This window comes from Henriciella sp. (genome assembly GCF_049649345.1).
Taxonomy (GTDB): Bacteria; Pseudomonadota; Alphaproteobacteria; order Caulobacterales; family Hyphomonadaceae; genus Henriciella.
This window is the reverse complement of record NZ_JBARZC010000151.1, coordinates 1-14088: the sequence shown is the minus strand read 5'-3', so window position 1 is coordinate 14088 and position 14088 is coordinate 1. Positions and strand designations below refer to the sequence as shown.

The following is a 14088-nucleotide window of genomic DNA, read 5'->3' as shown; positions in this document are numbered from 1 at the left end:
ACGGCGTCGCCGAGGCGATCAAGCTGGTGAAATCAAACGCAACCTCGAAGTTTGACGAGACGATCGAAGTCGCCGTCAACCTTGGTGTCGATCCCAAATATGCTGACCAGATGGTTCGCGGCATGGTGTCCTTGCCGTCAGGTACGGGCAAGGACGTTCGCGTCGCTGTGTTCGCTCGCGACGCCAAGGCTGAGGAGGCCAAGGAAGCCGGAGCGGATTTTGTTGGCGCTGAAGACCTGATGGAACAGGTCCAGGGCGGCATGATGGATTTCGACCGCGTCATTGCGACCCCTGACATGATGGCGGTTGTCGGCCGTCTCGGTAAGGTGCTCGGCCCGCGCGGCTTGATGCCGAACCCGAAAGTCGGAACCGTTACGCCGAATGTCGCTCAGGCGGTCAAGGACGCCAAGGGCGGCTCCGTCGAGTTCCGCGTCGAAAAGATGGGCATCGTGCATGCCGGTATCGGCAAGGCGAGCTTCAGCGAAGATGCGCTGGAGAAAAACTTCAACGCCTTCCTCGGCGCTCTGGTTAAAGCTCGCCCATCCGGCGCCAAAGGAACCTATGTGAAGAAAGTTGCCGTCTCCTCGACAATGGGCCCTGGCGTCCAGGTCGATACGGCGGAGGCACTGGCCGCAGGCTAGGCCGGCAAGGCTTCAATCCGATCGCGTCGCCCGGGTCCCCAAGGCCCGGGCGATTGCTTTTTTAGCCGATTGAATATAGATTGAACCTCATCGCAGGATTATGAGTCTCGCCAGTCTGACATTTTATGTTGGCGAGGGGTTGCGGCGTCCATATTTACGCGTTAACAGGCTCGGCTCGACGGGAGGTCACCGAATTCTTCGGCGAACTCCCGTTTTCCTGTCCAAGACCATGGGTCGTGCCACAAGCGCAGAAATCCCATGATAGACGGGGTTAGGCGACTGTCGGGTTACCAGAATTCGTGTTCTGGATGTTCGAGTTCGCCAGGCCCTGGGCAGGCGCTGGATGCGGCCACTTCTGGTCGTTGAAGGCGATTTCCCGGGCGCCCGGATGGGCCGGACGCCTTAACTGGAGTACCGTAATGGATAGAGCTGGAAAGCAGGCGGCGCTGGCGGAGCTCGAAGATGTCTTCGAGAAGTCCGGTGCAGTTGTCGTCACGCACTATACCGGTTTGAGCGTTGCGGAGATGACAGGGCTGCGCACCAAGCTCCATGAGCAAGGTGGAAAGCTCAAAGTGGTCAAGAACCGGATTGCCAAGATTGCCCTCGGCGGCAAGGGCGGTGATGCGGGGGCAGACCTCTTTAAAGGCCAGGTGGCCATTGCCTATGCAGAAGACCCCACGGTCCCTGCAAAAGCGACCACCGATTTTGCCAAAGACAATGAGAAGCTGAAGCTCGTCGGGGCCATTATGGGCGCCGAAGCGATGGACACGGCCGGCGTGGAAGCGCTTGCCAAACTGCCGTCGCGCGAAGAGCTGATTGCGACTGTTGTTGCTCGCCTGACCGGTCAGGCCAGCCAGATTGCCCAGCGCATCAATGCGCCTGGTCAACAGCTTGCTGGTGCGATCAACGTCATTGGCGAGCAGGCTGCGGCCTGAATGTCGGACAAATAACGCAAAACCAGAACACCTCTAAACTCGTAATAGAAAGTCGAATAGACAAATGGCAGATATTGCAAAACTCGGTGACGAACTTCTCGGTCTCACCATTCTCGAAGCCAAAGAGCTCAACGATTATCTCGAAGAGCGCGGCATCAAGGCTGCTGCAGCTGTTGCAGTTGCAGGCCCGGCAGCAGGTGGCGGCGACGCCGGCGCAGCTGCTGAGGAAAAAGACGAATTCGACGTCATCCTCCTTGAGGGCGGCGACAAGAAAATCAATGTCATTAAGGTCGTGCGCGAAGTCGTGTCCGGTCTTGGCCTGAAAGAAGCCAAGGAGCTCGTCGAAGGCGCTCCGAAGCCGATCAAGGAAGGCGTTTCCAAGGACGAAGCAGAAGAGCTCAAAAAGAAGTTCGAAGAAGCTGGCGCCAAGGTCGAAATCAAGTAAGCCGTCTGGCTTGCTCAACGGGGATTGCGTCTGCGCGAGGCGCAATTTCAGTAGATTAGATGCGCGGCGGGACCTGTCTGGTCCTGCCGCGTGCTCGCGTTTCAGGTGGCAGGCCGCCTAGAGATCCTTCGCAGCGAAGGGTCGCGGGTGGCGAGAAACGGAACAAAAGATGGCTCTTTCTTTCACGGAAAAAAAACGTATCCGCAAATCCTTCGGTCGTATTCCCGAAGCCATCGACATGCCCAACCTCATCGAAGTGCAGCGCTCCTCCTACGAGCAATTCCTGCAAATGAACACGGCGCTCGCGGAGCGTACGGATGACGGGCTTGGTGGTGTCTTTAAAGGCGTGTTTCCAATCGTTGATTTCAACGAGCGCGCAACTCTTGAATATGTCTCTTACGAGTTCGAACCCCCCAAATTTGACGTTCAGGAGTGCATGCAGCGCGATCTGACCTATGCAGCGCCGCTGAAAGTGCGGCTGCAGCTGGTCGTGTTCGACATTGACGAGGACACAGGCGCCAAATCGATCAAGGAGGTCAAGGAGCAGGAAGTCTATCTCGGTGACATTCCGCTGATGACCGACAAAGGCACGTTCATCGTGAACGGCACGGAGCGTGTGATCGTCTCCCAGATGCACCGCTCTCCGGGCGTCTTCTTCGACCACGACCGCGGCAAGACCCACTCCTCGGGCAAGCTGCTCTTCGCGGCTCGTATCATTCCCTATCGCGGCTCCTGGCTCGACTTCGAGTTCGACGCCAAAGACATTCTGAACATCCGGATTGACCGCAAGCGCAAGCTGCCGGCAACGACGATGCTCTACGCGCTCGGCTATGACACTGACGAGATTATCGACCTGTTTTACTCTCGCTCTGTCTACCGCCTCGACAAGAAGGGCTGGATCATCGGGTTCCGTCCAGAGTCCTGGAAAGGCCAGAAGCCTGATTTCGACCTGGTCGATGCAAAGTCCGGCAAGGTTGTCGCACCGGCTGGCCGCAAGATCACGGCGCTCGCTGCGAAGCGGATTGCCGAAGGTGGCACGGACGAGCTCATCGTTCCGTCGACCGCGCTTGAGGGTAAATTCCTTGGCCGCGACATCGTCAACCGCGAAACCGGTGAGATCTTCGGCGAGGCGGGTGACCTCCTCGACGAGGAGCTGGTTGCCGAGCTGCGCGAGCAGGGCCAGAAGTCGATCGAAGTTCTCAATATCGATGGCGGCGACCGCGGCCCATGGCTGCGCAATACGCTGAAGGCCGACAAGAACGAGACGCGTTTCGAGGCGCTCTCTGATATTTACCGCGTCATGCGTCCTGGTGAGCCACCGACGCAGGAAGCCGCAGAGGCGCTGTTTAACCAGCTCTTCTTCGACGGTGAGCGCTATGATCTTTCCGCGGTTGGCCGCGTGAAGATGAATATGCGTCTCAACATGGCGCTTGAGGATTATGAAACCGCCGAAGACAATGTCCGCATCCTGCGCAAGGATGACATTGTCGGTGTCATGAAAGTCATCCTCGACCTCAAGGACGGTAAGGGCGAAGTCGACGACATCGACAACCTCGGCAACCGCCGCGTCCGCTCCGTCGGCGAGCTCATGGAAAACAATTATCGCATCGGTCTGGTGCGCATGGAGCGCGCCATCAAGGAGCGCATGTCGTCGGTCGATATCGACACGGTCATGCCGCACGACCTGATCAATGCGAAACCTGTTGTGGCGTCCGTGCGTGAATTCTTTGGCTCTTCACAGTTGTCGCAATTCATGGACCAGACCAATCCGCTGTCGGAAATCACCCACAAGCGCCGTCTCTCGGCGCTCGGCCCCGGTGGTCTGACGCGGGAACGCGCGGGCTTCGAAGTTCGCGACGTTCACCCGACCCACTATGGCCGCATCTGCCCGATTGAGACGCCTGAAGGCCCGAACATCGGCCTGATCAACTCGCTCGCCACCCATGCGCGCGTGAACAAGTATGGCTTCATCGAAAGCCCGTACCGGAAAGTTGAGAAGGGTAAGCTTTCCGATGAGGTCGTGTACCTCTCGGCCATGGAAGAGCATCGCTATGCGATTGCTCAGGCGAACGCCACGGTCACCGACAAGGGCGAGCTTGAAAACGAATTCGTCAACGCCCGTGTGAATGGCGAAGCCACGCTCGTGCCGCGCGAGGAAGTCGAATATATGGATGTGTCGCCGAAACAGGTTGTTTCGGTCGCCGCAGCTCTTATTCCATTCCTCGAAAATGACGACGCCAACCGCGCCCTTATGGGATCGAACATGCAGCGTCAGGCCGTGCCGCTTGTCCGCTCCGAGGCCCCGTTCGTCGGGACCGGCATGGAGTCGGTCGTGGCACGCGATAGCCGCGCGGCTGTTGTGGCCCGCCGTGCTGGCGTGGTTGAGCAGGTGGATGCGACCCGGATTGTGGTCCGGGCAACCGAAGACATCGACTCTGCTGCTTCAGGCGTCGATATCTACCGCCTCTCCAAATTCCGCCGCTCGAACCAGAATTCGTGCATCAACCAGCGCCCGATCGTGAAGGTCGGCGACGTGGTGACGGCGAACGATATCATTGCGGATGGCCCGTCCACCGACCTCGGTGAACTGGCGCTCGGCCGCAATGTCCTCGTCGCCTTCATGCCGTGGAATGGCTACAACTTCGAGGACTCGATCCTCATCTCCGAGCGGATCGTGAAAGACGACGTCTTCACCTCGATCCACCTCGAAGAGTATGAGATCGCTGCCCGCGATACCAAGCTCGGCCCAGAAGAGATCACGCGCGACATTCCGAATGTCGGCGAGGAAGCGCTGCGGAACCTCGATGAGGCCGGTATTGTCGCTGTCGGTGCTGAAGTGAAAGCTGGCGACATTCTGGTCGGCAAGGTCACGCCGAAGGGCGAAAGCCCGATGACGCCGGAGGAGAAACTTCTCCGCGCCATCTTCGGCGAGAAGGCGTCTGACGTTCGCGACACATCCCTGCGCGTGCCTCCGGGCGGCGCCGGTACGGTTGTCGAGGTCCGTGTCTTCAACCGTCACGGCATCGACAAGGACCAGCGCGCGCTTCAGATCGAGCGTGAGCAGATCGAACAGCTGCAGGAAGACAAGGAAGACGAGCAGAACATTCTCGAGCGCAACACTTTTGCGCGCGTGAAGGAGCTCATCCTTGGCAAGGAAGCGGCGGCAGGCCCGAAAGACTTCAAGACCGGCAAGGTTACCGAGGCTGCTCTTGAAGAGCTGCGGGAAAGCCAGTGGTGGGAGATCGCGCTAAAGTCTGAAAAGGCGCAAGGCGAAATCGACCAGCTGCAAAGCCGCTTTGAAGAGTCGCTTCGTGAGCTTGAGGCCCGTTTCAACGACAAGGTCGACAAGGTCCAGCGCGGCGATGATCTGCCTCCGGGCGTGATGAAGGTCGTCAAGGTCTTCCTGGCTGTGAAGCGCAAGCTGCAGCCTGGCGACAAGATGGCCGGCCGTCACGGCAACAAGGGTGTGATCTCCAAGATCAACCCGGCCGAAGACATGCCCTTCCTTGAGGATGGAACGCCTGTCGATATCGTGCTCAACCCGCTTGGCGTTCCGTCGCGGATGAACGTTGGTCAGATTCTCGAAACCCATATGGGTTGGGCTTCAAACGGCCTCGGCCGCATCGTCCAGAACGCGCTTGATGAGTGGAACGAAAACCACGACAACAAAGCGCTACGTGAGACGGTTCAGATGGTCTACGGCAAGGAAGAAGAGCTTCCTGAAACCGACGACGAGATCGTGGAGCTTGCCTCCAATCTCGGCAATGGCGTTCCGATCGCGACGCCGGTCTTCGACGGCGCCCGTGAAGCCGACATCGTCGAGATGCTGGAGCGGGCAGGGCTTGATTCCTCCGGCCAGGTCACGCTCTACGATGGCCGCACAGGCGATGCCTTCAAGCGTCCGGTGACCGTCGGGTACAAGTATCTCCTCAAGCTTCACCACCTGGTGGACGAGAAGATCCATGCCCGTTCGACCGGTCCTTACTCGCTCGTTACGCAGCAGCCTCTGGGCGGCAAGGCCCAGTTCGGCGGACAGCGCTTCGGCGAGATGGAGGTCTGGGCCCTGGAAGCCTATGGTGCCGCTTACACCCTGCAGGAAATGCTGACGGTTAAGTCGGATGACACTGCAGGCCGTGCGAAGGTCTATGAGGCCATCGTGCGCGGGGACGACACCTTCGAGGCCGGTATCCCTGAGAGCTTTAACGTGCTCATCAAGGAAATGCGGTCACTCGGCCTCAATGTCGAGCTGATCGAAGCCAATGAGGATGACGATGATGCACCGGTGGCGGCTGAATAAGCCGCCACATGGTATTCGTGTCGAGTTAGACTGAGTTTTTTCTAGGCCGGACTTTTCCGGTTCGGCCAAACCCCTCCCGAGGAGCGGAAAATATGCGCCAAGACGTCGCCAGCATCTTCAACAATAACGCCCCAGCCCCGAGCTTTGAGGCGATCAAGATTTCCATTGCCAGCCCGGAGAAGATCCGGTCCTGGTCATCCGGCGAGATCAAGAAGCCGGAAACCATCAACTACCGGACCTTCAAGCCGGAACGCGAAGGCCTTTTCTGTGCCCGTATCTTCGGGCCCATCAAGGATTATGAGTGTCTTTGCGGCAAGTATAAGCGCATCAAGTATCGCGGCATTGTCTGCGAGAAGTGCGGCGTCGAAGTTACCCTCGCCAAGGTCCGCCGCGAGCGCATGGGTCATATCGACCTTGCAGCGCCGGTTGCGCATATCTGGTTCCTGAAGTCGCTTCCAAGCCGGATTTCGACGCTGCTCGACATGCCTCTGAAAGAAGTCGAGCGGGTGCTCTACTTCGAAAGCTATGTCGTTATCGAGCCGGGCCTGACCCCGCTCGAGCCGAACCAGCTGCTCACCGAAGAAGAGTATATGGACGCTCAGGACGAGCATGGCGAAGACGCGTTCACCGCCATGATCGGCGCTGAAGCCATTCGCGAGCTCCTGCGCGCGCTCGACCTGGACTCCCTTGCTGACACGCTGCGCGACGATCTCGCGGAATCGACCAGCGAGCTGAAAACGAAGAAATATTCGAAGCGCCTGAAAGTCGTCGAGGCGTTTCTCGCATCCGGTGCCAAGCCTGAGTGGATGATCATGACGATCGTTCCGGTCATTCCACCGGATCTTCGCCCGCTCGTCCCGCTGGACGGTGGTCGCTTCGCGACGTCTGACCTCAACGATCTCTATCGCCGTGTGATCAACCGGAACAACCGCCTGAAGCGCCTGATGGAGCTTCGCGCGCCGGATATCATTATCCGTAACGAAAAACGGATGCTGCAGGAGTCTGTCGACGCTCTGTTCGACAATGGACGCCGCGGTCGCACGATCACGGGCACAAACAAGCGCCCCCTGAAGTCGCTGTCCGACATGCTGAAAGGCAAGCACGGCCGGTTCCGCCAGAACCTGCTCGGCAAGCGCGTCGACTATTCCGGCCGTTCGGTCATCGTGGTTGGCCCTAACATGAAGCTGCATGAGTGCGGTCTTCCAAAGAAGATGGCGCTGGAGCTGTTCAAGCCGTTTATCTATGCTCGCCTCGACGCGAAGGGGCTCGCCGGTACGGTCAAGGCCGCCAAGAAGCTCGTCGAGAAAGAAAAGCCGGAAGTCTGGGACATCCTGGAAGAAGTGATCCGCGAGCACCCGGTTCTCCTGAACCGCGCGCCGACGCTTCACCGTCTCGGCATCCAGGCGTTCGAGCCGAAACTCATCGAAGGCAAGGCGATCCAGCTTCACCCGCTGGTCTGTGCGGCCTTCAACGCTGACTTTGACGGCGACCAGATGGCCGTTCACGTGCCGCTGTCGCTCGAAGCCCAGCTTGAAGCGCGCGTTCTGATGATGTCGACGAACAACATCCTGTCGCCGGCCAATGGCAAGCCGATCATCGTGCCGTCGCAGGATATCGTTCTCGGTCTTTATTACCTGTCGCTCGACAAGGATGGTGAGCCAGGCGAGGGCATGGCCATTTCCGATGTGGCCGAGCTTGAGCACGCTCTCCATAGCGGCAAGCTTTCCCTCCATGCCAAGATCAAGGCCCGTTTTGAAGGCGTTGACGAGGAAGGCAATGAGGAGATCCGCGTCATCGATACGACGCCGGGCCGATACATGATCGCTTCGCTACTGCCGAAGATGAAGGGTATGCGTCCTGAGGTCGTCAATGATCTGATGACCAAGAAGGCCATCTCGAAGCTGATCGATGAGGTCTATCGGAACTGCGGCCAGAAGGCGACAGTCATCTTCTGTGATCAGCTGATGGGTCTCGGTTTCAAGGAAGCCTGTAAAGCGGGTATTTCCTTCGGCAAGGACGACATGAAAATCCCTGCCGCCAAGGCCAAGCTGGTCGAGGAAACGCGCGAGCAAGTCTCCGAATATGAGCGTCAGTATGCCGAAGGCCTCATCACGCGCGGCGAGAAGTACAACAAGGTGGTCGACGCCTGGTCGACCTGTACCGACAAGGTCGCCGACGCGATGATGGAAGTTGCCGGCGAAGCCGAGATCGACAAGAAGACCGGGCGCACAGCAGAGACTAACTCAGTCTTCATGATGGCCCACTCCGGTGCGCGTGGTTCGAAGAACCAGATGAAGCAGCTGGCGGGTATGCGCGGCCTCATGGCCAAGCCGTCCGGCGAGATCATCGAGACGCCGATCGTGTCGAACTTCAAGGAAGGCCTGACCGTCCTTGAATACTTCAACTCCACCCACGGTGCCCGTAAGGGTCTTGCCGATACGGCTCTGAAGACGGCGAACTCCGGTTATCTGACCCGGCGTCTGGTTGACGTCGCCCAGGACTGCATCGTCAACGAAGACGATTGCGGCACTGATAAGGGCATCCTGATCGCGCCGGTCATGGAAGGGGCGGACATCGTCGTGCCTCTGTCGGAGCGCATCCTTGGCCGCTCGGTTGGCGAGGACGTCAAGAATCCGAAGACCGACGAGCTGATCTGCCCGGCCAATACCTATGTCGATGAAGCGCTTGCGCTTGCTATCGAAGAGGCCGGTGTCGATGAGATCAAGGTCCGCTCACCGCTGACCTGTGAGACCAAGATCGGTGTCTGTGTGGCTTGTTATGGCCGCGACCTGGCACGCGGTACGATCGTCAACCGGGGTGAGGCCATTGGTGTCATCGCGGCTCAGTCGATCGGTGAGCCGGGAACGCAGCTGACCATGCGGACCTTCCACATTGGCGGCGCCGCCACGGTTGCTGAAGAAAGCTCGGTGGAATCGGCCTTCGAAGGCAAGATCCAGTTCGAAGAAGGCGAAACCGTCACGAAGAAGGACAAGACCCTCGTCGTGGTTGGCCGTCAGATGTCTGTGTCTGTTATCGATAGCGATGGCCGCACACGTCAGACCTTCAAGCCCGGCTATGGTACGCGCCTGTATGTGAAGGACGGCGCCAAGGTGAAGCCAGGCGAAAAGCTTGCCGACTGGGATCCGTTTGCACAGCCGCTCGTCTCCGAGATTGCCGGTACCGCCAAGCTGATCGACGTTGTCGACGGCATGTCGGCCCGCGAAGAGACAGACGAAGCCACGGGCATTTCGTCCCGCGTGATCGTCGATTATCGCGGCACCAAGGGTAATGAGCTGCGTCCGTCCGTCCTTATCGTGGACGAGAAGGGCGAAGCGAAGACCCTGCCAAACGGTACCGAAGCCCGCTACCTGCTATCGCCAGGTGCCATTCTCTCGATCAATGATGGAGATGAAATTGGCCCGGGCGATTCGCTTGCACGGACCTCGACAGGCGGCGCGAAGACGAAGGACATTACGGGTGGTCTGCCACGCGTTGCCGAGCTTTTCGAAGCGCGGCGTCCGAAGGACAATGCGATCATCGCCGATATCGATGGCCGCGTCTCCTATCTTCGCGATTACAAGAACAAGCGTAAGATCGGTATCATTCCGGAAGAAGAGGGCGCAGACTCCGTCGAGTATCTCGTGCCGAAGAACAAGCGTATCTCCTTCCAGGATGGTGACTTCATCCGCCGCGGCGAATATCTCGTCGACGGCAACCCAGCGCCTCAGGACATTCTCGGCTCGCTCGGGATCGAAGCGCTTGCCGACTATCTCGTTGACGAAGTCCAGAAGGTCTATCGCCTGCAAGGTGTTCCGATCAATGACAAGCACATTGAGGTGATCGTTCGCCAGATGCTGCAGAAGATCGAGATCACCGATCCGGGCACGACGACCCTTCTCAAGGGCGAGCATGTCGATCTGCTGGAGCTGGAAGAAGCAAACGCAGCGGTCCGCCGCTCGCGCAAGCAGGACCAGCGAGAAGCCACGGGCGTTCCGGTGCTGCTTGGTATCACCAAGGCATCGCTGCAGACCCGCAGCTTCATCTCTGCAGCCTCCTTCCAGGAGACCACGCGCGTCCTCACCGAAGCGGCCCTCCAGGGCAAGGTGGATACGCTCGAAGGCCTCAAGGAAAACGTCATTGTCGGCCGCCTTATTCCGGCCGGTACGGGCGGTGGCATGCGCAACTTCCGCCGCATTGCCGGCCTGCGGGACGCGAAGCTTCGCGCCAAGCGTCGCCAAGCGGCAGAAGAAGCAGCTGCAGCACTCCCGGCACCAGACGCCGCAGAGTAGCTGTAATTGGTAAGGCCCTGATCGCAGCCGTCACCGTCGAGGACACTTGACGGGACGGTCACAGGGTCTTAACACGCGCCGAACGCTGGCTGAGGTCATCCTTTGTGATGGCCTCCCGCGGCCCGATTTAGCGGAGCCGCAAGGTCGGCAAAGTACGGAATTGGTGGTCCGGTGGGTCAGGTGATGGCCCGTCCGGGCTATCTTGGTTTGAACTGGTCCGATGGGGCCAAGTTAGAAAGATGCAAAAAGGCCCTCATGCCCACGATTCAACAGCTGATCCGCAATCCGCGCAAGCCAAAGCCCGCGCGGTCCAAAACCCCGGCCCTCAAGGGCAACCCACAACGCCGCGGCGTCTGCACGCGCGTTTACACGACCACACCGAAGAAGCCGAACTCGGCGCTTCGTAAAGTGGCCAAGGTCCGCCTGACGACGGGGTTTGAATCGCTGTGCTATATTCCTGGCGAAGGCCACAACCTGCAGGAGCACTCCGTTGTGCTCATCCGCGGCGGCCGTGTGAAGGACCTTCCGGGTGTGCGCTATCACATCCTGCGCGGTGTCCTCGACACCCAGGGCGTCAAGAACCGTAAGCAACGCCGCTCGCATTACGGCGTGAAGAAACCGAAATAAGGGTCTAGATACATGTCACGTCGTCACCGCGCTGAGAAACGTCAGGTCCTTCCAGATCCGAAGTTCAAAGACATCATCATTACGAAGTTCATGAACCAGATCATGCAGGACGGTAAGAAATCCACCGCCGAGCGTATCGTTTACGGTGCCTTCGACCTGGTCGAAGAAAAAGCCAAAAAAGATCCGGTTGAAGTGTTCCACTCAGCGCTGGAAGCGATTTCGCCAGCTGTTGAAGTCCGCTCCCGCCGCGTTGGTGGTGCAACCTATCAAGTGCCGGTCGAAGTGCGTCCTGAGCGCCGTCAGGCTCTGGCTATTCGCTGGCTTGCTGCTGCGGCTGGCTCGCGCAATGAGAACACGATGCGTGAGCGCCTCGCTGGTGAGCTGCTCGACGCCTCACAAGGCCGTGGCACTGCTGTGAAGAAGCGTGAAGACACGCACCGCATGGCAGAGGCCAACCGCGCCTTCTCTCACTACCGCTGGTAACCCCCACTTTCACTGTTCCTCCCGGAACCAGACAATAAAGGTACTCCCATGGCCCGCGAATATCCGCTGGAGCGCTATCGTAATTTTGGCATCATGGCTCACATTGATGCCGGCAAAACCACGACCACTGAGCGCATCCTGTTCTACACAGGCAAGTCCCACAAGATCGGCGAAGTCCATGACGGCGCCGCAACGATGGACTGGATGGAGCAGGAACAGGAACGCGGCATCACGATTACCTCGGCTGCCACGACCACGTTCTGGGAGCGCACCGAAGATGGCAGCAGCGCGCTGTCTCCGAAGTACCGTTTCAACATCATCGACACGCCCGGACACGTTGACTTCACCATTGAAGTCGAGCGTTCGCTCGCTGTGCTCGACGGCGCTGTCTGTGTTCTCGACGCCAATGCCGGCGTTGAGCCGCAAACAGAAACCGTCTGGCGCCAGGCTGACCGCTACAAGGTTCCGCGCATTGTGTTCGTCAACAAGATGGACAAGACGGGCGCTGACTTCTTCAACTGTGTGAAGATGATCAAGGAGCGCACCGGTGCAACGCCGGCGCCGATCCAGCTTCCCATCGGTTCTGAAACCGAACTGGAAGGCCATGTCGATCTTCTCACCATGAAGGAGTGGGTCTGGGAAGGTTCTGACCTCGGCGCGAGTTGGGTGCTCAAGGATATCCGCGACAGCCTCAAGGACAAGGCCGAGGAAATGCGCGCCGAACTCGTCGAGCTTGCTGTCGAGCAGGATGAAGAGGCGATGGAGGCCTATCTCGAAGGCGATGAGCCTGATCTCGAGACGCTCCGCAAGCTGATCCGCCAGGGCACGCTTTCAATGTCGTTCGTTCCTGTGCTCGCTGGGTCGGCGTTCAAGAATAAAGGCGTGCAGCCAATGCTGAACGCGGTGGTCGACTATCTTCCGGGGCCTCTTGATGTGCCTGCCTATATGGGCTTCAAGCCGGGCGACGAAGACGAAGTTCGCGACCTTGCGCGCCATGCAGATGATGACGAGCCCTTCTCCGGCCTCGCCTTCAAGATCATGAACGATCCGTTCGTCGGGTCGCTGACCTTCCTGCGCATTTATTCCGGTACGGTCACCAAGGGTGGCTCCATGCTCAACTCGACCAAGGGCAAGCAGGAGCGCATCGGCCGCATGATGATGATGCACTCGAACAACCGCGAGGAAATCGAGGAAGCCTATGCTGGCGACATCATCGCGCTTGCTGGCCTGAAAGAGACGACGACCGGCGACACGCTCTGCGACAAGTCCGATCCTGTGGTTCTTGAAACCATGACCTTCCCGGATCCGGTGATCGAGATCGCTGTCGAGCCAAAGTCCAAGGCCGACCAGGAGAAGATGTCCATCGGCCTGCAACGCCTTGCCGCTGAAGACCCATCCTTCCGCGTCGAAACCGACATCGAGTCCGGTCAGACCATCATGAAGGGCATGGGCGAGCTTCACCTCGACATCCTCGTTGATCGTCTGAAGCGCGAGTTCAAGGTCGAAGCCAATATCGGTCAGCCGCAGGTTGCCTATCGCGAAGCTCTCGGCCGCGCGACGGAAATCAACTACACCCACAAGAAGCAGTCGGGTGGTTCCGGTCAGTTCGCTGAGGTCAAAATCCAGTTCGAGCCCCTCGAAGCTGGTTCAGGCTTCGTGTTCGAGAGCGCGATTGTCGGTGGCTCCATTCCAAAGGAATACATCCCCGGCGTTCAGAAGGGTCTTGAGCAGGCCAAGGAAAACGGTCTTCTGGCCGGCTATCCTGTGACCGACTTCAAGGCGGTTCTGGTCGACGGCAAGTTTCACGATGTGGACTCCTCGGTCCTCGCTTTTGAAATCGCGGCCCGCGCAGCGTTCCGTGAACTCAAAGGCCCGGGTGATCCGCGTCTGATGGAACCTGTGATGAAGGTGGAAGTTATCACGCCTGAAGAGTATATGGGTGATGTTATCGGTGACCTGAACTCCCGCCGCGGTCAGATCCAGGGGTCGAACCCGCGTGGCAATGCTGTTGCGATCGGGGCTTTCGTGCCGCTGGTCAACATGTTCGGCTATGTGTCGAACCTGCGCGGCATGTCGCAAGGTCGTGCACAGTTCACCATGCAGTTCGATCACTATGCCGAAGTCCCAAAGGCCGAGGCCCAGAAGATCGTCCAGGACCTGGCTGGCTAATGCCGCAATGATCGCCTGACCCAATATAGTGGTCGGGCGAGACCTGAAGTTTGAGTTTTGAAGTGAAGGAGAGGCCCCATGGCCAAGGAGAAGTTTGAGCGGAACAAGCCGCATGTGAACATTGGCACGATTGGCCATGTTGACCACGGCAAGACGACGCTGACGGCAGCGATCACGATGACGATGGCTGATACGTATGGCG

At 58.9% G+C, this 14088-nt stretch carries 9 protein-coding genes; all 9 read left to right on the top strand.

The features are described 5' to 3' along the window. On the top strand, positions 1-641 hold a 641-nt coding region (rplA, locus tag WA989_RS03755; protein ID WP_424339178.1), incomplete at its 5' end, for a 50S ribosomal protein L1. Positions 642-1060: 419 nt separating this feature from the next. Continuing rightward, complete coding sequence (rplJ, locus tag WA989_RS03750) at positions 1061-1576, top strand: 50S ribosomal protein L10 (protein WP_424339177.1); 516 nt, start codon at positions 1061-1063, stop codon at positions 1574-1576. 64 nt (positions 1577-1640) lie between these two features. Further along, positions 1641-2021: a 50S ribosomal protein L7/L12 gene (rplL, locus tag WA989_RS03745; protein WP_424339176.1), complete on the top strand. Its 381-nt coding sequence runs from the start codon at positions 1641-1643 to the stop codon at positions 2019-2021. 169 nt (positions 2022-2190) lie between these two features. Continuing rightward, a complete protein-coding gene (gene rpoB / locus WA989_RS03740; RefSeq protein WP_424339175.1) occupies positions 2191-6318 on the top strand; it encodes a DNA-directed RNA polymerase subunit beta in 4128 nt (1375 codons plus the stop codon). A gap of 92 nt (positions 6319-6410) precedes the next feature. Next, a complete protein-coding gene (gene rpoC / locus WA989_RS03735) occupies positions 6411-10607 on the top strand; it encodes a DNA-directed RNA polymerase subunit beta' (RefSeq protein ID WP_424339174.1) in 4197 nt (1398 codons plus the stop codon). A gap of 255 nt (positions 10608-10862) precedes the next feature. Beyond that, positions 10863-11234, top strand: a complete 372-nt coding sequence (rpsL, locus tag WA989_RS03730) for a 30S ribosomal protein S12 (RefSeq protein ID WP_018146782.1) — start codon at positions 10863-10865, stop codon at positions 11232-11234. Between the two features lie 12 nt (positions 11235-11246). Beyond that, positions 11247-11717, top strand: a complete 471-nt coding sequence (gene rpsG, locus WA989_RS03725) for a 30S ribosomal protein S7 (protein WP_424339173.1) — start codon at positions 11247-11249, stop codon at positions 11715-11717. A 48-nt stretch (positions 11718-11765) separates the two neighbouring features. Continuing rightward, positions 11766-13886: an elongation factor G gene (gene fusA / locus WA989_RS03720; protein ID WP_424339172.1), complete on the top strand. Its 2121-nt coding sequence runs from the start codon at positions 11766-11768 to the stop codon at positions 13884-13886. Positions 13887-13964: 78 nt separating this feature from the next. Further along, the coding region (locus WA989_RS03715; protein ID WP_424339179.1) for a GTP-binding protein at positions 13965-14088 on the top strand (124 nt) is incomplete at its 3' end.

Excerpts from the sequence above, each read along its gene's own strand:
- rplJ (WP_424339177.1), top strand. The coding sequence starts at position 1,061 with ATGGATAGAGCTGGAAAGCAGGCGGCGCTGGCGGAGCTCGAAGATGTC.
- rplL (WP_424339176.1), top strand. The coding sequence starts at position 1,641 with ATGGCAGATATTGCAAAACTCGGTGACGAACTTCTCGGTCTCACCATT.
- rpoB (WP_424339175.1), top strand. The coding sequence starts at position 2,191 with ATGGCTCTTTCTTTCACGGAAAAAAAACGTATCCGCAAATCCTTCGGT.
- rpoC (WP_424339174.1), top strand. The coding sequence starts at position 6,411 with ATGCGCCAAGACGTCGCCAGCATCTTCAACAATAACGCCCCAGCCCCG.
- rpsL (WP_018146782.1), top strand. The coding sequence starts at position 10,863 with ATGCCCACGATTCAACAGCTGATCCGCAATCCGCGCAAGCCAAAGCCC.
- rpsG (WP_424339173.1), top strand. The coding sequence starts at position 11,247 with ATGTCACGTCGTCACCGCGCTGAGAAACGTCAGGTCCTTCCAGATCCG.
- fusA (WP_424339172.1), top strand. The coding sequence starts at position 11,766 with ATGGCCCGCGAATATCCGCTGGAGCGCTATCGTAATTTTGGCATCATG.